This window comes from Microbacterium paludicola, assembly GCF_015235415.1.
In the GTDB taxonomy this organism is placed as follows: Bacteria; Actinomycetota; Actinomycetes; order Actinomycetales; family Microbacteriaceae; genus Microbacterium; species Microbacterium paludicola.
Map to the genome: position 1 here is coordinate 1 of NZ_JADGLL010000007.1, position 26,863 is coordinate 26,863.

25 protein-coding genes and 3 riboswitches are annotated in these 26,863 nt (G+C 71.8%); of the genes, 10 read left to right on the forward strand and 15 right to left on the reverse strand.

Features of this window, described 5'->3' with window-relative positions:
- Positions 1–232: 232 nt before the first annotated feature.
- The 8 genes from gcvP to IR155_RS04740 all read right to left on the reverse strand — a co-directional run bounded on the left by gcvP (position 233) and on the right by IR155_RS04740 (position 10,285).
- Entirely contained in the window at positions 233–3,040 is a 2,808-nt protein-coding gene (gene gcvP, locus IR155_RS04705; protein ID WP_228066669.1) for an aminomethyl-transferring glycine dehydrogenase, read from the reverse strand.
- Between the two features lie 53 nt (positions 3,041–3,093).
- A complete protein-coding gene (gcvH, locus tag IR155_RS04710) occupies positions 3,094–3,471 on the reverse strand; it encodes a glycine cleavage system protein GcvH (protein ID WP_135113672.1) in 378 nt (125 codons plus the stop codon).
- Entirely contained in the window at positions 3,468–4,601 is a 1,134-nt protein-coding gene (gene gcvT, locus IR155_RS04715) for a glycine cleavage system aminomethyltransferase GcvT (protein ID WP_135113674.1), read from the reverse strand. The genes gcvH and gcvT overlap by 4 nt, the downstream gene beginning before the upstream one ends.
- A gap of 40 nt (positions 4,602–4,641) precedes the next feature.
- A riboswitch (glycine riboswitch) is annotated at positions 4,642–4,741 on the reverse strand.
- Positions 4,742–4,857: riboswitch (glycine riboswitch) on the reverse strand.
- A 98-nt stretch (positions 4,858–4,955) separates the two neighbouring features.
- The gene (thiD, locus tag IR155_RS04720) at positions 4,956–6,413 is read right to left on the reverse strand and encodes a bifunctional hydroxymethylpyrimidine kinase/phosphomethylpyrimidine kinase (RefSeq protein WP_135113676.1); all 1,458 of its coding nucleotides are present in this window, start codon (positions 6,411–6,413) and stop codon (positions 4,956–4,958) included.
- Positions 6,410–7,072, reverse strand: a complete 663-nt coding sequence (thiE, locus tag IR155_RS04725; RefSeq protein ID WP_135113678.1) for a thiamine phosphate synthase — start codon at positions 7,070–7,072, stop codon at positions 6,410–6,412. The genes thiD and thiE overlap by 4 nt, the downstream gene beginning before the upstream one ends.
- Positions 7,069–7,947 (reverse strand): hydroxyethylthiazole kinase, encoded by an 879-nt coding sequence (gene thiM / locus IR155_RS04730; protein ID WP_135113679.1) that lies wholly within the window; start codon positions 7,945–7,947, stop codon positions 7,069–7,071. The genes thiE and thiM overlap by 4 nt, the downstream gene beginning before the upstream one ends.
- Positions 7,939–8,035, reverse strand: a riboswitch (TPP riboswitch). Its footprint overlaps the gene before it by 9 nt.
- Before the next feature lie 47 nt (positions 8,036–8,082).
- Positions 8,083–8,547 (reverse strand): MarR family winged helix-turn-helix transcriptional regulator, encoded by a 465-nt coding sequence (locus IR155_RS04735; protein ID WP_167760704.1) that lies wholly within the window; start codon positions 8,545–8,547, stop codon positions 8,083–8,085.
- A gap of 1 nt (position 8,548) precedes the next feature.
- Positions 8,549–10,285, reverse strand: coding sequence for an MDR family MFS transporter (locus IR155_RS04740; protein ID WP_135113681.1), 1,737 nt, complete (start codon positions 10,283–10,285; stop codon positions 8,549–8,551).
- 150 nt (positions 10,286–10,435) lie between these two features.
- Between IR155_RS04740 and IR155_RS04745 the strand changes: the two genes are divergently transcribed.
- From IR155_RS04745 to IR155_RS04770, 6 genes are all read left to right on the forward strand, one after another.
- Positions 10,436–11,104, forward strand: a complete 669-nt coding sequence (locus IR155_RS04745; RefSeq protein ID WP_135113763.1) for an NUDIX hydrolase — start codon at positions 10,436–10,438, stop codon at positions 11,102–11,104.
- A gap of 219 nt (positions 11,105–11,323) precedes the next feature.
- Positions 11,324–12,658, forward strand: a complete 1,335-nt coding sequence (gene nadA / locus IR155_RS04750) for a quinolinate synthase NadA (protein ID WP_135113682.1) — start codon at positions 11,324–11,326, stop codon at positions 12,656–12,658.
- A 1-nt stretch (position 12,659) separates the two neighbouring features.
- A complete protein-coding gene (nadB, locus tag IR155_RS04755; protein ID WP_135113683.1) occupies positions 12,660–14,192 on the forward strand; it encodes an L-aspartate oxidase in 1,533 nt (510 codons plus the stop codon).
- Positions 14,186–15,046 carry a carboxylating nicotinate-nucleotide diphosphorylase gene (gene nadC / locus IR155_RS04760; protein WP_135113684.1) on the forward strand — a complete coding sequence of 287 codons (861 nt, stop codon included), beginning with the start codon at positions 14,186–14,188 and terminating at the stop codon, positions 15,044–15,046. Before nadB ends, nadC begins: the two co-directional genes overlap by 7 nt.
- Before the next feature lie 2 nt (positions 15,047–15,048).
- Positions 15,049–16,179, forward strand: coding sequence for a cysteine desulfurase family protein (locus IR155_RS04765; RefSeq protein WP_135113764.1), 1,131 nt, complete (start codon positions 15,049–15,051; stop codon positions 16,177–16,179).
- 28 nt (positions 16,180–16,207) lie between these two features.
- Positions 16,208–17,101, forward strand: a complete 894-nt coding sequence (locus IR155_RS04770) for a glycosyltransferase family 2 protein (protein WP_135113685.1) — start codon at positions 16,208–16,210, stop codon at positions 17,099–17,101.
- Between the two features lie 18 nt (positions 17,102–17,119).
- Here IR155_RS04770 and IR155_RS04775 read toward each other — a convergent pair whose 3' ends face one another.
- Positions 17,120–17,527 (reverse strand): barstar family protein, encoded by a 408-nt coding sequence (locus IR155_RS04775; RefSeq protein WP_135113686.1) that lies wholly within the window; start codon positions 17,525–17,527, stop codon positions 17,120–17,122.
- The gene (locus tag IR155_RS04780; RefSeq protein WP_135113687.1) at positions 17,524–19,536 is read right to left on the reverse strand and encodes an ABC transporter ATP-binding protein; all 2,013 of its coding nucleotides are present in this window, start codon (positions 19,534–19,536) and stop codon (positions 17,524–17,526) included. The genes IR155_RS04775 and IR155_RS04780 overlap by 4 nt, the downstream gene beginning before the upstream one ends.
- A 257-nt stretch (positions 19,537–19,793) precedes the next feature.
- Between IR155_RS04780 and IR155_RS04785 the strand changes: the two genes are divergently transcribed.
- Positions 19,794–21,299 (forward strand): DHA2 family efflux MFS transporter permease subunit, encoded by a 1,506-nt coding sequence (locus IR155_RS04785; protein WP_135113688.1) that lies wholly within the window; start codon positions 19,794–19,796, stop codon positions 21,297–21,299.
- Between the two features lie 80 nt (positions 21,300–21,379).
- Here IR155_RS04785 and IR155_RS04790 read toward each other — a convergent pair whose 3' ends face one another.
- Positions 21,380–21,526 carry a hypothetical protein gene (locus IR155_RS04790; RefSeq protein WP_167760705.1) on the reverse strand — a complete coding sequence of 49 codons (147 nt, stop codon included), beginning with the start codon at positions 21,524–21,526 and terminating at the stop codon, positions 21,380–21,382.
- Positions 21,527–21,614: 88 nt separating this feature from the next.
- Between IR155_RS04790 and IR155_RS04795 the strand changes: the two genes are divergently transcribed.
- A complete protein-coding gene (locus IR155_RS04795) occupies positions 21,615–22,316 on the forward strand; it encodes an SGNH/GDSL hydrolase family protein (RefSeq protein ID WP_135113689.1) in 702 nt (233 codons plus the stop codon).
- Positions 22,317–22,320: 4 nt separating this feature from the next.
- On the opposite strand, the gene IR155_RS04800 is transcribed toward IR155_RS04795, so the two are convergent.
- Positions 22,321–23,319: a magnesium and cobalt transport protein CorA gene (locus tag IR155_RS04800; RefSeq protein ID WP_135113690.1), complete on the reverse strand. Its 999-nt coding sequence runs from the start codon at positions 23,317–23,319 to the stop codon at positions 22,321–22,323.
- A gap of 166 nt (positions 23,320–23,485) precedes the next feature.
- Here IR155_RS04800 and IR155_RS04805 point away from each other — a divergent pair, with 166 nt between their 5' ends.
- Entirely contained in the window at positions 23,486–24,034 is a 549-nt protein-coding gene (locus IR155_RS04805) for a type 1 glutamine amidotransferase domain-containing protein (RefSeq protein ID WP_135113691.1), read from the forward strand.
- Positions 24,035–24,058: 24 nt separating this feature from the next.
- Here the strand turns inward: IR155_RS04805 and IR155_RS04810 are convergent, their stop codons facing one another.
- Complete coding sequence (locus IR155_RS04810; RefSeq protein WP_135113692.1) at positions 24,059–24,577, reverse strand: GNAT family N-acetyltransferase; 519 nt, start codon at positions 24,575–24,577, stop codon at positions 24,059–24,061.
- Positions 24,578–24,632: 55 nt separating this feature from the next.
- Here IR155_RS04810 and IR155_RS04815 point away from each other — a divergent pair, with 55 nt between their 5' ends.
- Positions 24,633–24,992: a nuclear transport factor 2 family protein gene (locus IR155_RS04815; protein ID WP_135113693.1), complete on the forward strand. Its 360-nt coding sequence runs from the start codon at positions 24,633–24,635 to the stop codon at positions 24,990–24,992.
- A 7-nt stretch (positions 24,993–24,999) separates the two neighbouring features.
- Here the strand turns inward: IR155_RS04815 and IR155_RS04820 are convergent, their stop codons facing one another.
- The gene (locus tag IR155_RS04820; protein WP_135113694.1) at positions 25,000–25,428 is read right to left on the reverse strand and encodes a cupin domain-containing protein; all 429 of its coding nucleotides are present in this window, start codon (positions 25,426–25,428) and stop codon (positions 25,000–25,002) included.
- A 27-nt stretch (positions 25,429–25,455) separates the two neighbouring features.
- Positions 25,456–26,829: an HNH endonuclease signature motif containing protein gene (locus IR155_RS04825; RefSeq protein ID WP_135113695.1), complete on the reverse strand. Its 1,374-nt coding sequence runs from the start codon at positions 26,827–26,829 to the stop codon at positions 25,456–25,458.
- Positions 26,830–26,863 lie beyond the last annotated feature (34 nt).

A 26,863-nucleotide genomic window follows, 5' to 3' on the forward strand; every position in this document is an offset into this window, starting at 1 on the left:
CCACTCCGCGATCGGCAACATCAGCCCGAACGCCTACGAGACCGCCTACGCGGTGACCACGTCCGCTACCCTCGCGGAAGCGGCATAACCGAACCGAAACCGTGTCCACGATCAAGGGTCAAGGCCCTTCAATGCACTACCCGCGAAGCGGCAGCAAAAACACGTCGGCCGAGCGATCGATCCGCGCGCGGCCAAACAAGAACTGCGATCGATCAGCGCGCGGCCACGAGAATCAAGCAAACGCCTCGATCGGCGGGCAGGCGCAGACGAGGTTGCGGTCGCCGTAGGCCTGGTCGACGCGGCGCACCGGCGGCCAGTACTTTCCGGCGACTGAGCCGGTCGGGTAGACGGCGAGCTCGCGCGGGTACGGGTGCGCCCAGTCGGTGGCGATCGCGGCCGCCGCGGTGTGCGGGGCGTTGACGAGCGGGTTGTCGTCCGCGGGCCACTCCCCCGCCGCCACGCGCTCGGCCTCGTCGTGGATCGCGATCATCGCGTCGACGAACCGGTCGAGCTCGGCGAGATCCTCCGACTCGGTGGGCTCGACCATGAGCGTTCCCGCGACGGGGAACGACATGGTCGGCGCGTGGAAGCCGTAGTCGATCAGGCGCTTGGCGACGTCGTCGACCGTGATTCCCGTGCGCTCGCGCAGCGGACGCAGATCCAGGATGCACTCGTGCGCGACGAGACCGTCCTCTCCCGCGTACAGCACCGGGTAGTGGTCCTTCAGCCGCGCGGCGACGTAGTTGGCGGCGAGCACGGCGGCGCTCGTCGCCTCGGTGAGCCCTTCGCGCCCCATCATCCGGATGTACGACCACGTGATGGGCAGGATGCCGGCCGATCCGTAGGGCGCGGCCGCCACCGGGCCGATGCCGGTCCTGTGGCGCTCATCCTGCGCGAACGCGTGCGACGGCAGGAACGGCGCGAGGTGCGCCTTCGCCGCGACCGGGCCGACGCCGGGGCCGCCGCCGCCGTGCGGGATCGCGAACGTCTTGTGCAGGTTGAGGTGCGAGACGTCGCCGCCGAGGTCGCCGAAGCGCGCGTGACCGACGAGGGCGTTGAGGTTCGCGCCGTCGATGTACACCTGCCCGCCCGCCTCGTGGACGGCCGCCGTGATGTCCCTCACGTCGTGCTCGTAGACGCCGTGCGTGGACGGGTACGTGATCATCAGCGCCGCGAGGGTGTCGGCATGCGCCGCGATCTTCGCTCGCAGGTCGGCGAGGTCGACGTCGCCGCCCTCGCCGGTCGCGACGACGACGACCTTCATCCCTGCGAGCACCGCGGAGGCGGCGTTCGTGCCGTGCGCGGACGACGGGATGAGGCACACATCGCGCTGGACGTCGCCGCGCGAGCGGTGGTATCCGCGGATCGCAAGGAGCCCGGCGAGTTCACCCTGCGACCCGGCGTTCGGCTGCAGCGAGACGGCGTCGTACCCGGTGACGTCGGCGAGCCACTGCTCGAGCTGACCGATCATCTCGAGGTAGCCAGGCACGTCCTCGCGCGGCGCGAACGGGTGGATCCGTCCGAACTCCGGCCACGTGATCGAGGCCATCGCGGTCGCCGCGTTGAGCTTCATCGTGCACGAGCCGAGCGGGATCATCCCGCGGTCGAGCGCGTAGTCCTTGTCGGCGAGCGACTTCAGGTAGCGCATCATCGCGGTCTCGCTGCGGTGAGTGTGGAAGACGGGGTGCGTGAGGTACTCGTCGTCGCGGACGAGGCCCTCCGGCAGCCCGCGGACGTCGAGCGCGGCGTCGAACTGCTCGGGGGCGGTGCCGCCGAATGCCGCGATGACGAGCTTCAGGTCGTCCGTCGTCGTCGCCTCGGCGATCGAGACGCCGACGGTGTCGGCATCCGCGCGGTGGAGCAGCACGCCGAGTTCGTGTGCCTTCGCCACCACGGCGTCGGCGCGACCCGCGACGCGCACCGAGAGGGTGTCGAAGAAGGCGTCGTGCCGGATCTCCGCGTCCGTCTCGGCGAGCGCGTCGCGCAGCAGTGCCGTCTTGGTGGCGATCTCGGTGGCGATCGTCCGCAGCCCCTCGGGCCCGTGGTAGACCGCGTACATCGAGGCCATGACGGCAAGCAGCACCTGGGCGGTGCAGATGTTGGACGTCGCCTTCTCGCGGCGGATGTGCTGCTCGCGGGTCTGCAGAGCGAGGCGGTAGGCGGGCTTGCCCTCGGCGTCGACCGAGACGCCCACGAGGCGTCCGGGCAGCTGGCGCTCGAGGCCCGTGCGCACGGCCATGTAGCCGGCGTGCGGGCCGCCGAAGCCGAGCGGCACGCCGAAGCGCTGCGTCGATCCGACGACGACATCCGCGCCGAGCGATCCGGGCGACGCGATGAGCGTCAGCGCCATGAGGTCGGCCGCGACGACGACCTGGCCGCCGGCGACGTGGACGGCGTCGACGACACCGGACGGATCCCAGATGCGCCCGGATGCCCCGGGGTACTGGATGAGCGCGCCGAAGATCCCCTCGGGCAGTGCCGCGCCCCCGGCGAGGTCGAGTTCGACGAGCTCGATCCCGAGCGCCTCGGCCCGCACGGCGAGCACTGCCTTCGTCTGCGGCAGCGTGTCGGCGTCGACGACGAACACGTCGCCGCCCCCGCGCACGGCGCGGCGCGCGACGAGCATCCCCTCGACCGCCGCGGTCGCCTCGTCGAGCATGGAGGCGTTCGCGACGGGCAGGCCCGTGAGGTCGCCCACCATCGTCTGGAAGTTCAGGAGGGCCTCGAGGCGGCCCTGCGAGATCTCGGGCTGGTAGGGCGTGTACGCCGTGTACCAGGACGGGTTCTCCAGCACGTTCCGCTGGATCACCGAGGGTGTCAGCGTGTCGCTGTAGCCGAGGCCGATCATCGGCGACAGCACGCGGTTCTTCGCCGCGAGCACGCGCAGCTCGGCGAGGGCCTCGGCCTCGGACACGCCCTCCTGCGGCAGCAGCCCCGCGCCCTTCGGCGATCCGGTGCGGATGACGGCGGGCACCGCGACATCCATGAACCGCTCGACGGCGCGGCGACCGTCGGCGGGCACGCCGATGGCCGCGACCATCGTGTCGTGATCGGCGGCGGAGGTCCCGATGTGCCGGGCGGCGTAGTCGAGGCTCACGCGTCGCCGCCCGTCAGGCCGACGTACGCGTCGCGGTCGAGCAGGCCCGCGGGCTCGCCCGTGATGCGGACGCGGATCAGCCAGGCGGCGAACGCGTCGGAGTTCACGACGGCCGGGTCCGCATCCACGTCGCCGTTGACCTCGATCACCTCGCCGTCGACGGGCGCGTAGAGCTCGGAGACCGACTTGGTCGACTCGATCTCGCCGAACACCTGACCGGCGGTGATGGCCGTGCCGACAGCCGGGAGGTCGACGTACACGACGTCGCCGAGCTGGTCGGCGGCGTAGTCGGTGACGCCCACGGTGGCGACGTCGCCGTCCAGCGCGATCCACTCGTGCTCGGGGGTGTACTTGAGGGCGGTGAGATCGGTCATGAGTTCCTCCGGTAGAAGGGCAGGGCGGTGACGGACGCCGGGATGCGCGTGCCGCGGATGTCGATTGTCAGCTCGGGGGCGTCCTTCGCGGACGGATCCACGAAGGCCATGGCGATGGGGTGCCCGAGGGTCGGGCTGAGCGCGCCGCTCGTGATCTCGCCGACGAGCTCGTCGCCGCTGTAGACGCCGTAGCCGGCGCGTCCGGCGCGGCGCCCCTCGGCGGCGAGGCCGATGAGCACGCGGGCGTCGGGGCGCGGCGTGTGCTCGCCGATGAAGCCGGTCTTCCCCGCGGGGATCACGCGGCCGAGGCCCGCCTGGGCGGGAACGATGTCGCGCGAGAGCTCGTGGCCGTACAGCGGCATCCCCGCCTCGAGGCGCAGCGTGTCGCGCGCGGCCAGCCCCGCGGGCACGAGGCCCTCGGGCTCGCCCGCGGCGAGCACGGCGCGCCACAGTGACACGGCCGCCGAGACGGGGACGAGCAGCTCGAAGCCGTCCTCGCCGGTATATCCCGTGCGGGCGATCAGCAGCGGCTCCCCCGCGAACACGGCCGGACCCCAGGCGTAGTTGCGGATCTCGCCGAGTTCGGGAGTCAGCTCCGCGATCCCCTGCGTCGCGGCGAGGATGCGCTCGGCCGCCGGGCCCTGCACGGCGATCAGCGCGTAGTCGTCGCTCTCGTCCGCCACCGTCGCGTCGAACCCGGCGACGCGATCGGTCAGCGCCCGCGCGACGGTCTCGCGGTTCCCCGCGTTCGCGATGACGAGGAATTCGTCGTCCTGCAGGCGGTAGACGATGAGGTCGTCGAGGATGCCGCCGTCCTCGGCGAGGATCATCGTGTACTTCGCCTTGCCGACGGCAACGGCCGAGATCGCACCGGCGAGCGCGTGGTCGAGGAAGGCTCCGGCGCCGGATCCCTCGACGAGGATCTCGCCCATGTGCGAGATGTCGAACAGGCCGGCGGCCTGGCGCACCGCATGATGCTCGGCGAGGTCCGAGGTGTACCGCACCGGCATCAGCCAGCCGCCGAAGTCGGTGAACGAGGCGCCGAGCTCCTCGTGCTCGCCGCGCAACGGGGTGTCGCGCGGATCCTGCGGCTGCGGATCCTGTGCCTGCGGGCTGTCGAAGGCGTCCATGAGTTCTCCTGTGCCCCGGATCTCGGATGAGACCCGGGAGAACTCCCCCTCTGTCATGGACCTGAGAGTTTCGGCGAACGCCCGAGGACGTGTCGTCTTTCACCGTCGGCGGGAGCGTGGGCTCCGCTTTTCAGAGTGGCCCGAGCCGCACGGTACGTGCACCTGAGAGATTGGCGGGGAGGCTTGCTCCTTCGGTGTCGCGGTCGCGTCCGGATGCTTCGATCCTGACGCCCGACGACTCTCCCGCGCGGTTCATGGGGCCGTATTCGGTTATGCCGCGCCAGAGGATGCGCGCAGTGATGGGGTCAGCATATCGCGCGGTGTCGCGCCGCACCGGCTTCCGGCGCGCCGCGACTATCGGCGGGCCGGCGCGCGCTGGGCGAAGAACGCCAGCTCGTGGCGGCACGACTCCTCGAACGCCGCGCGCATCCGCTGCAGCTTGTGCTCCGGCGCCCGGCGCGCCGCGTCCTGCACCCACGCGATCGCCCGAAGGGTGGCCTCGGCGAACGCGGGCGCGCCGTACATCCCCAACCAGTCGGCGTAGGGGTGGTCCGGATGGTGCGCCGCCGCGAGCCGCTCGCCGACGTCCTGGTAGAGCCAGTAGCAGGGAAGCACGGCCGCGATCAACACGGCGTGGTCGCCGGAGTCGGCGGCCGCTCGCAGGTGCGCGAGGTAGGCCTCGGTCTCCTCCGAGGACTCGGCCGGGGCATCCGCGCCGTGGGAGGTGTGGAGGGTCAGCTCCGACTCGAGGCAGGCGCGGGCCGCGTCGCGCCAGAACGTCCGCTCGTCCTCGGTCGGCGCGGTCTCGCCCGCACGGCTCAGCACCTCGGCGTACTCCCTCAGGTAGATCGCGTCCTGCGTCAGGTAGTGGGTGAACGCCTCGCGCGGCAGAGTGCCGTCGGCGAGCTGCCGCACGAACCACACGTCGTCGATGCGGCCGCGCAGGTCGGCGCAGTCGCGCCACCAGGTGTCGAGCTCGGCCGCGGCGCGCGGCAGCGGATCGGCCCGCCACAGCGCGTGCGCGTGGTGCAGGGGCCCGTGCCCACCCGGGCGGCCGACGTCGAGGTCGCCCGCCGCCGCGATCGCCCCGCGCAGCCAGCCGCGGGCTGCCGCCACCGCGGCGACCCAGTCGCGCTCCCGCGCGTACAGCGTCGCGACGGCGGACGAGAGCGAGCAGCCGGTGCCATGGGTGCTCGTCGTGGCGATCCGCCGCCCCGCGAACTCGGCGAGCGTCCCCTCCGGTCCGACGAGCGCGTCCGGGGTCTCGTCGCCCGGCAGGTGCCCGCCCTTCACGAGGACGCGCAGTCCGTTGCGCCGCGCGAGGCGCGCCGCCTGCGCGAGCGCGTCGGGCCAGGTCACCGCCGCCGGCTCGCCCACCAGCACGGCGAGCTCCGGCAGGTTCGGGGTGACGACGTCGGCGCGGTCGAGCAGTCCCGTGAGCGCGGCTTCGGCGGACGCATCGATCAGGCGGTCGCCGGACGTGGCGACCATCACGGGATCCAGCACCACCGCCGGCCTCGCCGGCAGCCCGTCGATCCATGCGGCGACGGCCTCGATGACCTCGGCCGAGGCCAGCATCCCGATCTTGACGGCGTCGATGCGCACGTCGGCCGCGAGGGTGTCGAGCTGCGCGCGCAGGAACGTCGCCGGCGGCACGTGCACGGCAGTGACGCCCTGCGTGCTCTGCGCGGTGAGCGCCGTGATGGCGGCCATCCCGTAGCCGCCGCACGCGACGATCGACTTCAGGTCGGCCTGGATGCCGGCCCCGCCCGACGGATCGGATCCCGCGATGGTGAGGATGTTCGGGATCATGCGGCGACCTCCGCCCACTCGGCGCGCAGCGCGGCGGCTGCGGCGCGCGGGTCGGGCGCGGCGCAGATCGCCCGCACGACCGCGACCCCGGCGGCGCCCGCGCGCCGCCCGGCCTCGGCGTCGCCCGGACCGACGCCGCCGATGGCGACACAGGGAAGCCCGGCCGCCAGCGCCGCGAAGGCGGCGAACCCCTCCCAGCCGAGCGGCGTGGGGTGATCCTTCTTGGTGGGCGTCGCGCGGATCGCGCCGACGCCGAGATAGTCGACGGTTCCGGCGGGCAACCGCCGCAGCGCCTCGAGCTCGGCTGGCAGGCTCGCGCTCAGGCCGATGACCGCGTCCTCGCCGAGCAGGTCCCGCGCGCGATCCACCGGCAGGTCGCTCTGGCCGAGGTGGACGCCGCCGACCCCGAAGCCCGCGTCCCGCGCGGCGAGCGCCACGTCGAGGCGGTCGTTGACGAGCAGCGTCGCGCGTCCGGCGATCCGCTCGGCGCACCCTTCCACCACGCGCAGCAGCTCGGCCGCGCCGAGCTCCTTTCCGCGCACCTGCACCACCCCGACGCCCGCCGAGACGGCGGCGTCGACGACGTCGGCGACGGGCCGGCCGGTGATGCTGGCGACGTCGGCGACGAGGTAGGTGGACAGGTCGAGGGCGGCCCTCATCGGGCCGCGGCGGCGGCGCCGCCGATCGGCTCGAGGCGCAGCTCGCGCGCGCTGAGCGCCGCCGGTTCGATCGCGGCGAGCGCGTCGAGGAACGCCACGGCGAAGCCGCCGGGTCCACCCCACTCGGCCGCGGCCGTCTCGGAGGCGGCCGCATGCAGCGCGTGCGCGGCGACGGCGCCGTGGAGGGCGGGACGACCCTCGGCGAGGGCCGCCGCGACGCACGCCGCGGCCGTGGCGCCGAGCGAGCAGCCGCCGCCGGTCACGCGCGTCAGCAGCGCGCTGCCGCCGGGCACGCGGACCGTCCACTCGCCGTCGGTGATCAGATCCACCGGGCCGGAGACCGCCACCACCGCGCCGGTCTCGCGGGCGAGCCGCACGGCGACATCCCGGGTGTGCTCGACGTCATCCGCCGCGTCGACGCCGCGCCCGCCGGCTCCCTCTCCCGCCAGGGCAAGGATCTCGGAGGCGTTGCCGCGGATCGCCGCGGGCCGGTGCGCCAGCAGCTCGCGCGCGAACGTGGTGCGGAGCGAGAGCGCCCCGACGCCGACCGGGTCGAGCACCCACGGCGTCCCGGCGTCGCGGGCGGCCTCCACCGCCTCGATCATCGCCTGGCGCTGCTCGCTCGTCGGCGTGCCGAGGTTGACGAGCAGGGCCGACGCGAAGCGCGCGCATTCGCCCGCCTCGCCCGGCACGTCCGCCATCACCGGCGAGGCTCCGGCGGCGAGCAGCACGTTGGCCGTGAAGTTCACCACCACCGAGTTCGTGATGCACTGCACGAGCGGAACCGCCTCGCGCAGCCGGGCGAGGATCTCCCCCGCGTCGATGTGGGCCTCGTGATCGAGTCCCTGGTCCTCCAGTAAACGCGCGCGATTCATCGGCGACATCCCTCCGCTCGTGCTAACGAGATCAGGTGAATACGGGTGTGATCTCAGTCCCGGTATCGGGACACCCCGTGTCACTGCCGCCGAGCCTAGCGTCTCGGAGGGGGATGCCGCCCGCGGCGGCACGGCTCAGTCGAGCCGGTGCAGGGCGCTCTGCGCGAGGCGCCCGAGCAGCTCGGTGAGCTTCTCGACGTCGGCCTCGTCCCACTCGCCGAACACCGCACGGTACTGGGCGCGCGACGCCCTGCGCATCGCCTGATGCCGCGCGATCGCCTCGGGAGTGGGCGTCACCTCGAACACGCGCGCGTCGGCATCCGAGCGGCGGACGCTGACCAGGCCCCACTCCTTCAGATCGCGCAGCTGCCGCGAGACGACCGACTTGTCCATCTGCGTCTCGGCGACGATGTCCGACACCGTCACTGCCTCCCCGTCGGGGCGCTGCGCACCGGTCAGCACGACCCGCAGCACGCCCCACCCGGCGGGCCGGAGGTCGGGGTGTATGGCGGCCGCGATGGCGACCATCCGCGCCTTGACAATCGGCCCGATCGTCGCGAACGCGGCCTCGAGGCCGTCGATCGCGGAGGACTCGGTCATCTCACTCACCGTACCGGGATCCGCGCCGGCGGCCATCCGTCTCGGGAAGGGTGATCTGCCCCGTCTCGACGAGCTCGCGGAAGCCGGCACCGCCCTTCTCGGCGGGCTCCAGCGCCGACAGCTCGGCGCCGAGCTCCTCCTCGATCTGCTGCGCCGCGGTCTTGCGCGACAGCGGCTTGTTCGGCAGGAAGACCGCGCAGATCAGGGAGACGATCGCAAGCGGCACGACGAGCAGGAACAGGAAGGCGATCGAGTCGCCGTAGCTGCTCTCGACGACCATCCGGACGGGCTCGCAGAGCTGGTCGATCGCCGGCACCGCTCCGCTACCGAGCCGCTCGACGCTGTCGGCGCAGTCGGGGTTCTCGACGAGCACGGTCGGCAGGTTCAGCGCCGGGTCGAGCTTGGCCAGCAGCTCGCTCAGCCCGGTCTTGATCTTGTCGCCCACCTGGACGCCGAGCACGGATCCGAGGACGGAGACGCCCACGGTGCCGCCGAGGCTGCGGAAGAACGTCACCGCGCCGCTTCCCGCTCCCAGCTGGGTCGCGGGCAGCGAGTTCTGCGTGACGAGCACGAGGTTCTGCATAAGCACGCCCGAGCCGAGACCGAGCAGCAGCATGTTCAGCCAGACGAACCAGATCGACGTGTCGTAGTGGATCGTCGACATCAGCGCGAGGCCCGCGGTGAGCGCGACGGCGCCGGCGATCACGTACGGCTTCCACATGCCGGTGCGGGAGATCAGCTGGCCGACGACGATGGAACCGACCATGGATCCGATCACCATCGGGATGGTCGCGAGGCCCGAGTCGGTCGGCGTCAGACCGCGCGCGAACTGCAGGTACTGGCTCAGGAACACCGTCGTGCCGAACATCGTCACGCCGACCGCGATCGAAGCGACCGAGGCGAGCGCGAACGTCCGCTGGGCGAACAGGCGCACCGGGATGATGGGCTCCTCGACGAGGAACTCGTTGACGATGGCGCCGATCGTGAGGAGGGCGCCGAGGGCGACGAGCACGATGCTCTCGGTCGAGTCCCACGCGAAGCCGCCCGCCTCCGGGGTCTTGCCGCCGAGGCTGATCCAGACGAGCAGGATGCTGATGCCGGAGACGATCAGGCCCGCGCCGAGGTAGTCGATCTTCATCTTGCGGCGGATGTTCGACACGTGAAGGGTCGACTGGATCATGACGAACGCGATGACCGCGATCGGCACGCACACGAAGAAGCACCACTCCCAGCCCCAGCTGTCGGCGATCACGCCGCCGAGGAGGGGGCCGCCGATCTGGCCGACGGCCATGACGGCGCCCATGATGCCCATGTACTTGCCGCGTTCGCGCGGGCTGATGATGTCGGCGATCACAACCTGGCCGAGGGCCATCAGGCCGCCGGTGCCGATCGCCTGGACGAAGCGCCATCCGATGAGCCACTGCGCGGCGCCCTCGTGCGAGGGGCCGCCGATCTGGCTCGCGAAGCCCGCAGCGACGGTCGCGAGGGTGAAGACCACCAGCGCGAGCTGCAGCAGCATCTTCCGGTTGAAGATGTCGGCGAGCTTTCCCCAGATCGGCGTCGTCACGGTCATCGACAGGAACGCGGCGACAAGCACCCAGGTGTACTCGGTGTTCGTGCCGCCGAGGTCGGACATGATCCGCGGCATGGGCGTCGCGACGACCGTCGAGGACACGAGCACAACGAACATCGCCGCCATCAGGCCGGAGATCGCCTGGAGCACCTGCGCCGGGCGCATCGCGGGGGTCGAGGTCGTTTCTGGGCGCCCGGTATCAGTTGACATTCGTCAACTACATCACAGATGGTTGACATCGGTCAAGTTGTTTCGGATGCCGGTGCCCGGGCAGCCGGGGTCGACCGAAGTAGTCTCGGGGACGTGAGCGAGACGATGGGACGTGCGGGGGACGAGATCCGCGTCGCGGTGTCGACCGTGATCTTCTCGCTGCGACAGGATCCGGATTCGGATCGGCTGATGATCCCGCTCGTGAGGCGCACCCGCGAGCCGTACGAGGGGATGTGGGCCCTCCCCGGTGGCTGGCTCGATGTCGCCGAGGGAGTGCACGAGGCCGCCGCGCGCACGCTCGAGGAGACCACGGCGCTGACCCCCAGCTACCTCGAGCAGCTGTACACGTTCGGCGAGGTCGACCGCTCCCCCACGCGCGTTGTGTCGGTTGTGTACTGGGCCCTGCTGCGCTCCGACCTCGTCGACGCGCAGCGATCCGTCGCCGGCGCCCCCGAGAACGTCGAGTGGTTCGACGTCGACGCGCTTCCGACCCTCGCGTTCGACCACAACCACATCGCCGAGTACGCGCTGTGGCGCCTGCGCAACAAGGTCGGCTACAGCCGCATCGCCGCCGGCCTGCTCCCCGACGAGTTCACCCTCAGCGAGCTGCGGGAGGTGTACGAGTCGGTGCTCGGCCGCCGCCTCGATCCCTCGAACTTCCGTCGGCTGCTCGAGGGCTCGGAGGCCCTCGTCCCCACCGAGTCGTTCCGCACGGGCAAGCACCGCCCCGCGCGGCTCTACCGGTACAACGCCGAGGCGGACGAGGCCCTCTAGCCCGGCTCACGCCCGCGACAACGCGACGCCCGGCGTGGGATGGAGCGCAGCGACAGCCCGCGATCGCGAGTCCCGGCGCGAAGCGTCGGGCGAACGATCACGCACGCACGCTGCACTACCCCGCGAAGCGGGCGGAAATGAAGTGGAAGTTCTGGTCAGAGTGACTTAATGTGGGTTCGACAGTAAGTGTCGAACCGACCAGAAGGCGACGGTGCGCTCGTGACCGCTTCTCCCGTGCAGCTGCTTCCCCGCCCCGTCGACCCGTCGGTCGACCACGGGATCCAGGCCATCGTGGCGGGCGAGGCGTCGGGCAGCACATGCTCCACCGACCTCGCGGCGTCGCCCTGGACGTTCGACACGACCCCCGGCTACGGCCCCGGCGCCTCGATGGGCGACGTGCTGCCGACCGGATCCCCCGCGCAGGGCACCCTTCCCGCGACGTATCGCGAGGCGCCCGAGGAGGAGCTTCACGAGCGGATCCGCGCCGCGAAGGAGACGCTCGGCGACCGCGTCGTCATCCTCGGGCACTTCTACCAGCGCGACGAGGTCGTCCGGCACGCCGACTACGTGGGCGACTCGTTCCAGCTCGCCAAGGCCGCACAGGCGCATCCCGCCGCCGAGGCGATCGTGTTCTGCGGCGTGCACTTCATGGCCGAGACCGCCGACCTGCTGTCCCGGCCCGAGCAGGCGGTCATCCTGCCGAACCTCGCCGCCGGATGCTCGATGGCCGACATGGCCGACATCGACCAGGTCGAGGAGTGCTGGGAGCAGCTGGAGGACGTCTACGGCCCCCTCGACGAGCCGAATGCCGACGGCCTCGTGCCGGTGATCCCGGTCACGTACATGAACTCGTCCGCCGCGATCAAGGGCTTCGTCGGGCGGCACGGCGGCATCGTGTGCACCTCGTCGAACGCGCGCACGGTGCTCGAGTGGGCGTTCGCGCGCGGCCGCCGCGTGCTGTTCTTCCCCGACCAGCACCTCGGCCGCAACACGGCCAAGGCGATGGGGGTACCGCTCGAGGCGATGCCGATGTGGAACCCGCACCGTCCGCTCGGCGGCTCGTCCGAGCAGGACCTGCGCGACGCGCGCGTCATCCTGTGGCACGGCTTCTGCTCGGTTCACCGCCGCTTCACCGTGGACCAGATCGACAAGGCCCGCGCGGAGCACCCCGGCGTGCGGGTGATCGTTCACCCCGAGTGCCCGATGCCCGTCGTCGACGCGGCCGACGAGGCGGGCTCGACGGACGTCATCCGCCGCGCGATCGAGGACGCCACCGAGCCCACCACCTTCGCGATCGGCACCGAGATCAACCTCGTGCAGCGCCTCGCCGCGCAGCACCCGCAGCACACGATCTTCTGCCTCGACCCGGTGGTGTGCCCCTGCTCGACGATGTACCGCATCCACCCCGGCTACCTCGCGTGGACGCTCGAGGAGCTCGTCGCGGGCCGCGTCGTGAACCGGATCACCGTGCCGGGTTCGGTCGCCGACCCTGCCCGCGTCTCACTCGACCGGATGCTCGCCTGCGTGCCGCAGGCGCCGGCCCGGAAGGCCTGACGTGACGACCGCGATCGTCGTCGGCAGCGGCATCGCCGGCCTGACGTTCGCCCTTCACGCCACCCGCCGCGGTGTGGCGGTGACGCTGGTGACGAAGGGCGCGGCGGATCACGGCGCGACCCGGTTCGCGCAGGGCGGCATCGCCGGGGTGGTCTTCCCCGAGGACCGCATCGAGGACCACATCCAGGACACGCTCACCGCGGGCGCGGGCCTGTGCGACGAGGACGCGGTGCGGGTGCTGGTGACGGAGGGGCCGACGCGGATCCGCGAGCTCGTCGCGTGGGGCGTCGCGTTCGACCGCGACCCCGCCGGGCGGCTGCTGCGTGGCCTCGAGGCGGCGCACTCGTTCCCGCGCATCCTGCATGCGGGCGGGGATGCGACGGGGCTCGCGATCGAGATGGCCCTGCTGCGCGCGGCGCGCGAGGCGGGCATCCGGATCGTCGAGCACGCGTTCCTCGCCGACCTCGTCGTGCACGACGGCGCCGTGGGCGGCGTCCGGGTGCGGGTCGACGGGCGAGCGACGGTGCTCACCGCCGACGCGGTCGTGCTCGCGACCGGCGGCGCCGGACAGCTGTACGCGCGCACGACGAATCCCGCCGTCGTGACGGGCGACGGCATCGCCGCGGCGATGCGGGCGGGGGCCGAGGTGCGCGACCTGGAGTTCGTGCAGTTCCACCCCACGGTGCTCGCGGCGGGCGCGCCGTTCCTCGTGTCCGAGGCGGTGCGGGGCGAGGGTGCGCACCTCGTCGACGACGACGGCCGGCGGTTCGCGTTCGACGCGCATCCGGATGGCGAGCTCGCACCGCGGGACGTCGTCGCGCGGGCGATCGCCCGCACGATGACGCGGCAGGGCGGCCGGCCGGTGCGGCTCGACGCGCGGCACGTCCGGGATCTTCCGGGGCGCTTCCCGTCGATCGACGCCGCCGTGCGCGCACGCGGCCTCGACTGGTCGGCCGCACCCATCCCGGTGACCCCCGCGGCGCACTACCTGATGGGCGGCGTCGTGACGGATCTCGACGGGCGCAGCACTCTTCACGGGCTCTACGCCGTCGGCGAGACGGCACGCACCGGCGTCCACGGCGCGAACCGGCTCGCCTCGAACTCGCTGCTCGAGGGAGCCGTGTTCGGCGCGCGGGCCGCGGCGGCGATCGCGGACCCGTCGGGCGCGCCGCGTTTCGACTCGCTTCGCTCGCTCAACGAGCACGAGAGCCGCTTCCGCGATGGAGCGGGCGCACCGCCGTTCACCCGCGCCGCCCTGCAGCGGCTGATGTGGGACCACGCCGGCCTCGTGCGCGACGCCGACGGTCTCTCGCTCGCGGCCGAGACGATCGCCGCGTGGCGCGCCGAGGCCACCGCCCCGGCGACGGTCGCCGAGCACGAGGACGCGAACCTGCTGCTCGTCGCGCAGGGCGTGGTGTCGGCGGCCCTCGCGCGCCGCGAGTCGGCGGGCGCGCACTTCCGATCCGATTCTCCCCGCGCGGACGCGACCACCGAGCGATCCGCGTCCCTCGTCCCGGTAGGAGCCGCATGCTGACCCCGCAGATCATCGACCGCGCCGTTCGTGCGGCTCTCGACGAGGACGCGCCGTGGGGTGACCTGACCAGCCGGGCGTTTCTGCCGCCGGAGGCGACCGCGCGCGCCGAGCTCGTCGCCCGCGAGCCCGGCGTCTTCAGCGGCGGTGAGGTGTTCGCCGCTGCCTTCCGGCTGACGGATCCGGGCGTCGCTATCGACGTGCAGGCCCCCGACGGCACCGCGTTCGAGGCGGGCGCGGTCCTCGCCGCCGTCGAGGGGCCGGCGCAGGCGGTGCTCACCGGCGAGCGCGTCGGCCTGAACTTCGCCCAGCGCATGTCGGGCATCGCCACCCTCACCTCGCGCTACGTCGCCGAGGTCGCGCACACCCCCGCGCGCATCGTCGACACCCGCAAGACCACGCCGGGGCTCCGCGCGTTCGAGCGGCATGCGGTGCGCAGCGGCGGCGGGTTCAACCACCGCTTCTCGCTCTCGGACGCCGTGATGGCGAAGGACAACCACCTCGCGGTGCTCACGGCCGGGTCGGTCGACGACGCCGCCCTCACCGCCGCGCTGCGCGCCGGGATGGCGCAGCTGCCGCACACCACCCACGTCGAGGTGGAGGTCGACCGGATCGCGCAGATCGAGCCCGTGCTCGCCGCGGGCGTGCACACGATCATGCTCGACAACTTCTCGCTCGACGACCTGCGGCGGGGCGTCGAATTGATCGCCGGCCGCGCGATCGTGGAGGCCTCGGGCGGTGTGACCCTCGACACCGTGCGGGCGATCGCCGAGACCGGCGTGGACGTGATCTCGGTGGGCGCGCTCACGCACTCCGCCCCGGCGCTCGATCTCGGGCTCGACATCCGCATCGGATGACGATGCTGTACCTCGACAACGCCGCCACCACTCCCGTGCGCCCGGAGGTGCTCGAGGCGATGGCGCCGTACCTGACCGGCGAGTTCGGCAACCCGTCGAGCCACCACACCTACGGCGAACGGGCCGCCGGCGCTCTGGAGGATGCGCGCGCCCGCATCGCCGCCCTGCTCGGGATGCGCCGCGGCGACATCGTCTTCACCTCGGGCGGTACGGAGGCGAACAACCTCGCCCTCAAGGGGATCGCCGTCGCGGCGCTGCTCGACCGCGGTGCGCGGCACATCGTCACGACGCCGATGGAGCACGAGTCGGTCCTGCGCTCGGCCGAGTATCTCGAGCGCGTGCATGGCTTCGACGTGACGCGGCTGCCGGTCGACGGATCCGGGATCGTGGATCCGGATGACGTCGCCTCGGCCGTCCGCGCCGACACCGCGCTCGTGTCGATCGCCTACGCGAACAACGAGGTCGGCACCGTCCAGGACATCCCGGCGCTGCGTGCCGCAGCCGGGCGGGTCCCGTTCCACACCGACGCGGTGCAGGCCGCGGGCTGGCTGCCGCTGTCGGGCCTCGGCGCCGACGCGCTGACGGTCGCGGGCCACAAGCTCGGTGCTCCGAAGGGCACCGGCCTGCTCGCCGTGCGCGGCCGCGTGCCGCTCGAGCCTCTGCTTCACGGCGGCGGGCAGGAGCGCGGTCGCCGCAGCGGCACCGAGTCGGTCGCCGGCGCGGTCGCCCTCGCCACGGCGCTCGAGCTCGCGGAGGCCGAGCGGGAGTCGAACGCGGCCCGCGTCGCCGCGCTGCGGGACGAACTCATCGCGGGAGTGCTCGCTCGGGTACCGGCAGCCACACTCACGGGACATCCGTCGCGGCGGCTTCCCGGCACCGCCAGCTTCACGTTCGCGGGGACGAGCGGCGAGGCGGTGCTGCTCGAACTCGAGCGGCGCGGCGTCGTCTCGTCGAGCGGCTCGGCGTGCGCCGCGGGCAGCACCGATCCGTCGCACGTCCTGCTCGCCCTGGGCATCGACCCCGAGGTCGCGCAGACCGCGGTGCGCATCACGCTCGCGCACGGCCACGCGACGCCCCTCGGCCCCGTGGTCGACGCGATCGCGGCGTCCGTGGCGGCCGTCCACGGATCCTGACCCCTCCGGGCGGCCATAGGATCTCGGCGTGCCCGCATCCCCGCTCGTGACCGTCATCGTCCCCGGGTGGAACGTGGCCCCCTATGCCGCCGAGGCGCTCGACTCGCTGCGCGCGCAGACGCTCGCCGCGTGGCGTGCCGTCCTCGTCGACGACGGATCCGCCGACGGGACGGGCGACGTGTTCGCCCGGTTCGCCGCGCAGGATGACCGCTTCACCCACGTGACGCATCCGTCGCAGCGCGGTCTCGGCGCCGCCCGCAACACGGGGCTCGAGCTCGTCGACACCCCCTACCTCGGCTTCTTCGACTCGGACGACGTGATGCTCCCGCGCGCCCTCGAGCTGCTTGTCGGCTCGCTCGAGGCCACCGGCAGCGACATCGCTGTCGGCCAGTACACGCGTCTGCGTCCCGTCGACGGCGGGTACGCGCCCTCCCCCGTGCAGCCCTGGGTGGAGGCGTCCACCGCCCCGGCGCGCCACGGCGTCACCCTCGCCGAGCACCCCGAGGTCACCGGCAACATCGTCGCGTGGTCGAAGGTCAGCCGCACCGACCTCTGGCGCGACCATCACGTTAAGTTCCCGCAGGGCCTGTACGAGGATCAGGCGGTCACCGCCCTGCTCTACGCCAGGGCGCGCGCGATCGACACCGTCGCCGAACCCGTTGTGCACTGGCGCGTCCGCGCGGAGGGGACGTCGATCACCCAGCACGAGGCCGACCCGGTCGTGCTCGCCGCCTGCCTCGCCGCGCTGCACGACGGGCTCGACATCCTGCGGCGAGAGGCGCCGGAGGTCGCCGCTCGCGCGCGCATCGGCCAGATCCTGCGCATGGACATCCCCCGTCTGCGAGCGCTCGATCTCGATGCCGTGTCCCGCATCGCGGTGGCTGACTTCGCCGCCGAGCTCACGGAGTGCCTGGACGACTGAGCCGCCGGGCCGGGCGCCTCAGCGCCGGTCGAGCGCGATGTTCGGGTGCGACTCGATGACCTCGACCACACGGTCGAGGTAGGTCATTCCCGTCCCGGCGTCGAGCGCGGCGAGGTCGGCGACGAGGCGGTCCTGGGCGTATCGCTCGTCGCCCAGCCGGCGGCGCAGCCATTCCCTGGTCGTCTCGACGCCGAGTGCCGCGGCGCTCGCGGCGAAGTCGTGCCACACGAGCGTCACGGGCTCGTCGCCCTCGATCGTGCCGAAGCCGCCGTAGAGCGCGTCGTTCAGCGCGTCCAGGCTCTCGCCGAGCCGCCAGTCGACGCCCCGCATGAGCGCCCGGTCGAGCTCGATGTAGAGCGTCGGGATGTCCCGGATCCGGTCGCCCGCGATCTCGATGACCCGCGGCGTCCTGCGGTCGTCGCTCATGCTTCCGGCCCCCCGGAGACAGCGGGCGGCAGGACAACGACCGGTGCGAACGCGACGGGCCGGTCCTCCGCCGGCGGCCTGTCGGCCCGGCGGGTGCGCAGCTCGGGGTCCTCGTCGTCGGGTGCCTCGGCCTCGAGCACCCTGCTGGCGGCGAGCTGCTCCTCCGCGAGCTCGGCGTAGAGGCCGCCCATCGCGACGAGCTCGGCGTGCGTGCCCGACTCCACGATCCGCCCCCCGTCCACGACGTGGATGACGTCGGCGTCGATCACGGTCGACAGCCGGTGCGCGATCGACAGGGTCGTCCGTCCCGCGGCGGCGGTCTCCAGCGCCTCCTGCACGATCCGCTCGGACACGGTGTCGAGCGCGCTCGTCGCCTCGTCGAGCAGCAGGACGGGCGGATCCTTCAGCAGAACACGGGCGATCGCGATCCGCTGCTTCTCGCCTCCCGAGAGGCGGTAGCCGCGCTCGCCGACGACCGTGTCGTAGCCGTCCTCGAAGCCCGCGATGATGTGGTGGATGTTCGCCTTGCGGCACGCCTCCTCGATCTCGGCGTCCGTCGCATCCGGCTTCGCGTAGCGGAGGTTCTCGCGGATCGTCGCGTGGAACAGGTACGTCTCCTGCGACACGATGCCGACGTGGTCGATGATCGACTCCTGCGTGAGGCGGCGCACGTCCTCTCCCGAGAACAGCACCTCGCCCGCCGACGCCTCGTACATGCGCGGCGTCAGGTACAGGATCGTCGTCTTGCCCGCACCGGAGGGTCCGACGAACGCCACCTGTTGCCCCGGCTCCGCGACGAACGAGACCCCGTGCAGGGTGGGCCGCGAATCGGGCGCTGCGTCCGGGTACCGGAACGACACGTCGCGGAACTCGATGCGCCCCACCGGCCCGGGCGCATCCGTCACCGAGACCGCGTCGGGCGCGTCCGTGATCGCGGGCTTCAGGTCGAGGTACTCGAAGATGCGGGCGAACAGCGCCGCCGATGTCTGCACGTCGAGCGCGACGCGCATCAGGCCGATCAGGGGCTGCAGCAGCCGCGCCTGGACCGTGGTGAAGGCGACGACGGTTCCCGCCGTGATGATGCCGGGATCGCCGGCGAGCAGGAATCCGGCGACGAGATAGATCACCGCGGGGACGCTCGCCATCAGCACGTGCACGATGGCGAAGAAGCCCTGGCCGCTCATCGTCTGGCGCACCTGCAGCGAGATCTGGTTGGCGTTCTCCTCCGCGTACCGCGCCGATTCGGTGCGCTGGCGGTTGAACGACTTCGACAGCAGGATGCCCGACACACTCAGGGTCTCCTGCGTGATGGCGGTCAGCTCCGACAGCGACTGCTGCGTCTCGGCGGCGATCCTCGCGCGGATCTGCCCGACGCGGCGCTGCACGAGGACCAGGATCGGCATGAGCACCACCGCGATCAGGGTGAGGCGCCAGTCGATCAGGATCATCGCGATGAGCGACGCGACGACGGTGACGGTGTTGCCCAGGATGCTCGCGACCGTGTTGGTCAGCACACCGGAGACGCCGCCGACGTCGTTCTGCAGGCGCGACTGGATGACGCCGGTCTTCGTGCGCGTGAAGAAGCCGAGCTCCATCGCCTGGAGGTGCTCGAACATCCGCACACGCAGGTCGCCCGTGACCCGGTTGCCCACGTTCGAGGTGAACCAGGCCTGCGCGACGCCGACGAGGGCGCTCACGATGTAGAGGCCGACGATCAGCAGCACGAGGCGCAGGAGCAGGTCGAGCTGCACCGCGCCGACGACGCCCGCCCGCTCGTCCACGGGGAACAGCGCGTCGTCGAAGATGCGCTGGATGATGAGCGGCGGGATCGCGCCGAGCGCGGCCGCGATGACGACGAGCAGCCCGGTGATCGCGATCCGGCCGCGGTAGGGACGGAACAGCGCCACCACGCGGCGACCGAGGTCGGGGATCCGCGGCGCCTCGGCGTTCTGGCGGCGCAGCGCCGCCTCGTCGACCGCGCGGCCGCCGCCCCCTCTGCCCTGACCCATGCTCACTCGGACTCGCCCCATTCGCTTCGTGCACCGCTCGCGGCAAAGCCTACGACGGGCCCGGGCACGCCGTCCGTCTCGGCGACGGCAGGGTGAATCCGGAATGAATCTCCGCTCAGCGGGAATAGCGTGTCGGAAGGCGAGGTTAGGCTCAATCGTCGGCTCGCATTCTGCGCCTCTCGCCGGCCCACCCACTTCGCACGGCATCCTTCCGATGCCGCACCGGGTGCTTCGCCCTTCCCGTCTCGAGGAGAACGATGACAGCCACCGACACCACCCCGCACACCGGGTCCGTGCCCACCCGGCCCGCCGCGCCCGATGTCGACCCCGCCGGCATGCGCGTCATCTGGCTCCTGCTGATCGCCGCCTTCGTCGCGATCCTCAACGAGACGACGATGAGCATCGCGATCCCGCACCTCAACGTCGACCTCGGCGTCCCGCCCGAGCTCGGCCAGTGGCTGACGAGCGCGTTCATGCTGACGATGGCGGTCGTCATCCCGACCACCGGCTTCCTGCTTCAGCGGCTGACGACGCGTCAGGCGTTCCTGCTCGCCATGTCGCTGTTCTCCGCCGGCACGCTTCTGGCGCTCGTGGCGCCCGGCTTCTGGGTGCTGCTGCTCGGCCGCGTCATCCAGGCCGCCGGCACGGCGATCGTCATGCCGCTGCTGATGACGACCGTCATGCGCGTCGTCCCCGCCCACGCCCGCGGGCGCATCATGGGTCGCGTCGGCATCGTCATCTCGCTCGCCCCCGCCATCGGCCCCACGCTCGCCGGCGTGCTGCTCGACATCGCCAACTGGCGCTGGATCTTCGGCGTCGTGCTGCCCATCGCGATCGTCGCGCTCGTCATCGGCGCGAAGCTCCTGACCAACCTCGGCGAGACGACGCGCGCGCCGCTCGACGTCCTGTCGGTCGTGCTGTCGGCACTCGCCTTCGGCGGCATCGTCTTCGGCCTGAGCCAGGCCGGCGGCGGCTCGCACGGCGCCGAGGCCACCGCGGCGATGCCCGCCGGGGTCGCGTTCGCCATCATCGGCGGGGCGGTGGTGATGCTCGGCCTGTTCGTCTGGCGGCAGATCGCCCTCCAGCGGGTGGATGACGCGCTGCTCGACCTGCGGGTCTTCGCGTCGCGCAACTTCACGTTCGCGATCGTCGTGATGGGCATCCTGTCGCTGGCGATGTTCGGCACGTTCACGGCCCTGCCGCTGTACATGCAGGATGTCGCGCAGCTGACCGCGACCGAGGCGGGCCTCGTCGTCCTGCCCGGTGCGATCATGATGGGTCTGCTCGGCCCGGTCATCGGCCGGATCTACGACGCGCGCGGCGCGCGCATCCTGCTGATCCCCGGCACGATCCTCGTCGCCGGCGTGATGATCTTCTACTCCATGCTCACCGAGTTCACCCCGGTGTGGGCGCTCGTCGTGGCCCAGATCACGATGTCGATCGGCATGGCGATGTCGTTCACGCCGCTGTTCTCGGCCTCGCTCGGCTCGCTGCAGCCGCGCCTGTACTCGCACGGCTCGGCGGTGCTCAACACGCTTCAGCAGGTCGCGGGTGCGGCCGGTGTCGCGGTGCTCATCACGACGATGGCCTCGGTCAGCGCCTCGCGCCAGGCCGCCGGTGTCGCCGAGCTCGCCGCCGGAGCAGCGGGCGCGCGTGCCGCGTTCCTGTTCTCGGCCATCGTCGCGGTCATCGCGGTCGCGGCGGCGTTCTTCGTGCGCAAGCCGGAGGACCAGCCCGGCGAGGGGTTCCACGGCGGTCACTGACCCCCGGATACACCGGAAGGCCGTCACGACATCATCGTCGTGACGGCCTTCTCGTGTGTGCGGGCTTTCAGCCCGTCGCGTCAGTTTCCGGTGGATCCGGGCAGGATGCAGACGCCGTCGATGCAGACGGCGGCGTCCTGGGTGCCGAGCGGCGTCAGCGCGATCGGCGCCCCGGTGTCGGCGGTCTCGGTCGCGTGCGCCTGCTGCGGAGGGGTCTGCGAACTCACGCGGGCAATGGTACGCCCGCTCCGGGCATGAGGGGGCCGTCTCGCCGGACTCAGGGCACGGGCAGGTCGCGAGGGACAGGATGGAGGAATGCGCACCCGCAGGATCGTCATCGCCTCGCTCGCGGCTGCCGTGCTCGCCGCGGCCGGCGTGGTCGCCGCGGTGGCGCTCACCCGTGCGGGCGCCGAGCCGCCGGGGTGCGATGACATCCGCGCGTACCAGGAGCGCTACGGCGAGATCGAGACGCTCGGCGACGGTCCCCGCGAGGTCGCCGTCCTCGGCGACTCGTACTCGGCGGGCGACGCGCTGAGCGATCGCGGGCAGCGCTGGACGGACGTGCTGCCCTCGCTCGACCCGGAGCTCACGGTGCGGCTCGACGCCGTCCCCTTCACGGGATTCGTCAACCGCGGCGCCTGCGGGCCGAACGCCTTCACCGACCGGATCGACCGGATCGTCGCCGAAGCCGACGACGCGCTGGTCATCCAGGGCGGGCTCAACGACGTGTTCGCCGAGCCCGCGACGGTCGCCGAATCCGTGCGCGACGTCCTCGACGCCGCTGCGGGAACCGAGCACGTGGTCGTCATCGGCCCGACCGACGCGCCGGCACGCGAGGGCGAGGCAGTGGTCGACGCGGTACTCGAGCGCGAGGCCGCGGACCGCGGAATGACGTATGTCTCCGCGCTCCAGTGGGAGCTGCCGTTCGGGCCCGACCGCCTGCATCTCACCGCAGACGGGCACCGCGCCTATGCCGAGAAGGTGCTCGACGCGCTCACGGAGGCCGGGGTCGGCTGAGCCGCTACATCCAGCGGCGCCACTTGAAGATCCCGTACAGGCCGACGGCGGTGAGCGCCATCAGGGCGAGGGCCATCGGGTAGCCCCACATCCAGTGCAGCTCGGGCATGTTGTGGAAGTTCATACCGTAGATGCCGGCGACCAGGCTCGGGCCGAACAGCACGGCGGCCCATCCGGAGATCGTCTTCACCTGCTCGTTCTGTGCGAGCGCGGTCTCGGTCTGGCGCTGGGTGACGAGCGTCGAGTTCACCGTGAGCGCGTTGTCGAGGATCGCGCGGAACGCGGTGAGGCGCTCGGTGATGCGGATCGAGTGGTCGAGCACGTCGCGCAGCGAGCGCTGCAGCTCGATGTCGACGCCGTAGCGGTCCGCGCCGCGCAGCAGGCCCTCGAGCATCGTGGTCAGCGGCACGGCGGCGCGCTGGAAGCCGAGGACCTCGCGCGAGAGCAGGTAGATGCGCTGGGAGAGCTCGGCGCCCTCCGTGCCGAACAGGGCGTCCTCGATCTCGTCGATGTCGTTCTGCAGGCCGGCGACGACCGGCTCGTACTCGTCGACGACCTCATCCATCACCGCATAGAGCACTGCCTCGGGGCCGAAGCCGAGCAGCTCCTGCTGGCCCTCCATCCGACGGCGAACGCGGGCGAGGTCCGGCGACTCGGCGTGGCGGATGGTGACGACGAAGTCGGGGCCGACGAACACGTGGAGCTCACCGAACTCGACCGTCTCCTCGGTCTCGAGGTAGCGCGCGGGAAGCAGCACCGCGAACAGCGTGTCGCCGTAGCGCTCGAGCTTCGCGCGCTGGTGTCCCTGCAGGGCGTCCTCGACGGCGAGGGGGTGAAGCGAGAACTCGCTCGCGACCTTCTCGATCTCGTCGCGGGTGGGTCGGAAGAGTCCGATCCACGCCATCCCTCCCTGCGCCCGCATGTACTCGAAGGTCTCCTCGAGGCTCGCGGGGTTCTCGATGCGGCGGCCGCCGACGTACACGGCGTTGTCGATGATGGGCACCCGCCCATTGTCGTCGTGGGCGGCCCTCGACACCGGCAGGCGCGTCCGCGAGCCCCGGTGCGTCGGCCGGTAGCGACGGTCGCCGTGGAGCGCAACCCCGCTGACGCGGGCGGGCCACTTTCGTATCGTCGCTCGCGACCCCAGACGAACGACAGAAGGAGGCATCATGGCGGAGCTCACCGGAAAGCGTGTCGCGTTCCTGCTCACGGACGGCTTCGAGGACAGCGAGCTCACCAGCCCGTGGCAGGCGGTGACGGAGGCGGGAGCCGAGGCGGTCCTCGTCTCGCCCGCCGAGGGCGAGATCACGGGGAAGAACGGCCACACGCAGGCGGTCGACCTCGCCGCGTCGTCGGCGTCCAGCGGCGACTTCGACGGGCTCGTGCTTCCCGGCGGTGTGGTGAACGCCGACCACCTGCGCATGGATCAGCCGTCGGTCGAACTCGCGAGGTCGTTCTTCGCCGAGCACAAGCCGGTGTCGGTGATCTGCCACGGCGCCTGGATCCTGATCGAGGCGGATGTCGTGCGCGACCGTCGGCTGACGAGCTATCCGAGCCTCAAGACGGATCTGCGAAACGCCGGGGCCGACTGGGTCGACGAGGAGGTCGTCGTCGACGCGGGGCTCGTGTCGAGCCGCACGCCCGACGATCTGCCGGCGTTCAACGCCAAGACGGTCGATGAGCTGGCCGAGGGCGAGCACGCGGGCCAGCACGCCTGATCCCCGCCCGGGCCGCGGACCGTTTCAGTCGAGGGCGATCCAGTACCGGCGCAGCAGCTGATCGCCGTTGCGCCGGAGGTCCTCGAGGACGCCGCCGTTCTTCTCGATCACGCGCGCGGACGCGGGGTTGTCGTCGTGGCAGACGACAAGGATGCGGTCGCACCCGCGTCCGCGCGCAAGGTCGACGGTGCGGGCAAGCGCCCACGTCGCGAGCCCGCGGCCGCGTGCGGAGGGGCGGATGCCGTAGCCGACGTGGCCGCCGAAGTTGCGGAGGAAGTCGGTCAGCTCGTGGCGGAAGGAGACGGACCCGAGGTACTCGTCGCCCTCCACGATCCAGCGGTAGGTGTCGGTCACGAGCCCCGGGCGGCGGGGCGTGGTCTCGGCCGCGACCAGCGACTCGACGAACTCGGCGAAGCCGTCCGGGCTGCGCACGTCGTCGCCGTCGTGGATGCCCGCGCCGTCCTGCACCGCGCCGTCCCATTCGGCGTGGGACTCGAGGAAGGAGCGGTGGAACCGGGTGTCCGGTGTGACGAGTTCAGTCATTCCCCGATGATGCCAGCCCGTTGCGCGGCGACGCGGACACGGCTAGACACGGCCTATGACTCGAGCACAGGACTGGCTGGACGGGTACCTCCGCGCGTGGAAGTCGTACGCGGAGGACGATGTCCGCGCGATCTTCACCGACGACGCCGAGTACTGGTTCCGGCCGAACGATCCGGAGCCGACGCGCGGCATCGACGCGATCGTCGCGATGTGGGACTCCGACCGGGGCGACGACCCCGAGTTCGACTTCGAGGTGCTGATCGAGGACGATCGGCTCGCGATCATCAAAGGCCACGTGAACTACCCCGAGGGCAAGCACTACTCGAACATCTGGGAGGTCTGGTTCGCGCCCGACGGCCGCGCGCAGAAGTTCGTCGAGTGGTGGATGCTCCCCCGCAAACGCGCGGCCGGCTGATCCCCGCTCACCACGGCGAGGGGCGATCCGGATCCCGCGTCGAGTCGTCGGGCAGGTGCGGCAGCTGCTCGCCGCCCGCGCGGATGCAGAACCAGCGCATCGGCTCGGGGCTGTCCGGCAGCGCACGCCACGTGCGCCACACGCCCTGTCCGACGCGGATCGCGGACCCAGGGCCGACGTCGACCACGTCGTCGTCGAGACCCATCTGGCCGCGACCGGTGAGGAAGACATAGAGCTCCTCGACCTTCGCGTGGGCGTGCCAGTAGCCGGCCTCTTCGCCCGGCTCGAACACGTTGGCGGTCATGCCGATGTACTGCATCGTCAGCTCGTGGTCGACGACGCGCCGCCCTTCGCGTGACGTCTCCGGCCGGAACCCGCCGTAGTGCTCGCGCCAGTCGTCGAACCCACCGAGCTGCGTGACCTCGTAGTCGCTCATGTCGCCAGGCTAGCGATCGGGGCTCGCTCAGAAGGGAGCGTCATCCGCGGCCGGCTCGGGAGGCGGATCCGGATCGGCCGCCTCGAGTTCGGCGACGAAGCGGACCACGGATGCTGGATGGTCGGTGATGACCCGTCCGGTCGGCGTCGTCGCCTCGATGACTCCGCCGCCGAGATGACGGAAGCGCCAGGCAGAGTTGTGCTTGAGCACGTGATGGGCGCGGCACAGGTGGCTCGTGTTCTCGACCGAGGTCGGGCCGCCATCGGAGTACGGGATCGTGTGATCGACGTCGCAGCGCCGGATCGGCTGCCGGCACCCGGGGAACCGGCAGTGCTCGTCCCGCGCAACGAGGAAACGCTTCTGAGCCGCCGTGGGCGTATAGGCGTCGGCCACCGCGAGGCAGCCCGTGTCGGGCTCGATGAACAGGCGGGTCCAGGTGTGCGCACCGCCGGCGAGCCGTCGTGCGACATCCGCCGAGATCGGACCGTGCCCGGCGAGGAACGCCGCATCATCGCCGATGCCCGTGATCGTGTCGGCCGGGATCGTGATCTGCACGGTCGCCTTGATCGACGCGAGGGCGTTTCCTCCAGTGGCATCAGACACCTCCGCCGTCGGGTGGCCGGTCAGCAGGAGGTCGGTGGCGACGTCCGCCCGGATCTGCGCCAGCGTCCGCTCGTCCTTCGGCTCCGGCTCGAGCTCGTCGACGAGCGAACCGAAGGCCGACACCTGCGGCGAGCGCGCCGCCCGCTGGATCGAAGCCGCCATCTGGCTGATGCGATCTTGGGCGCCGTGCACCAAGGCCGACTCGGCGACGAGGTGGAGCTCGCTCATCCCGTCGCCCAGCTCATCCACCCACGTGCTCCGCTGCGCACGCGCGGCCCGGTGCCGTTCGACGAACGACGTCGGCTCGATCCGCTCGGCGACCGCCTGCGCGATCGGGCGCGACAGTGCGGAGGTGGTCTCCGCGGCGCGCGGCAGCACGACGGTCTCGTAGCGCCGGCGGTCTGCCACCCCGGTCAGCCTGATGCCCTCCGCGACGACGACCGCGGCATGGGCGCGCGTGATCACTCCGTCGCAGAGGGCCGTGTACGTCGCGGGGAACTTCTCGATCAGCACGGCCGACTCATCCATTCGACTGCGGACGGTGCCCTCGGAGACGTGGGTCGCGGTCGCGATGTCCGCGGCGATCGCGCGAATCGGCAACTGGTACCGGGACGGGGCGTCCATCTCGGCCATGACCTCGAGCGCGAGCGCCTGCGCCGACCCGAGCAGCGATGCCTTGATCGCCTCGAGCCCGGCGATCATCCGCTCGACGCTGATGACCCCCTCGACGATCGCGCACGCCGCGTCGCGCTGGGCGGGATCGAGTTCCCACCTGTCTCCGAACGACTGCCTGGCCATGGATCCATCATCCCACGAGCCTCGGACAGTTGTT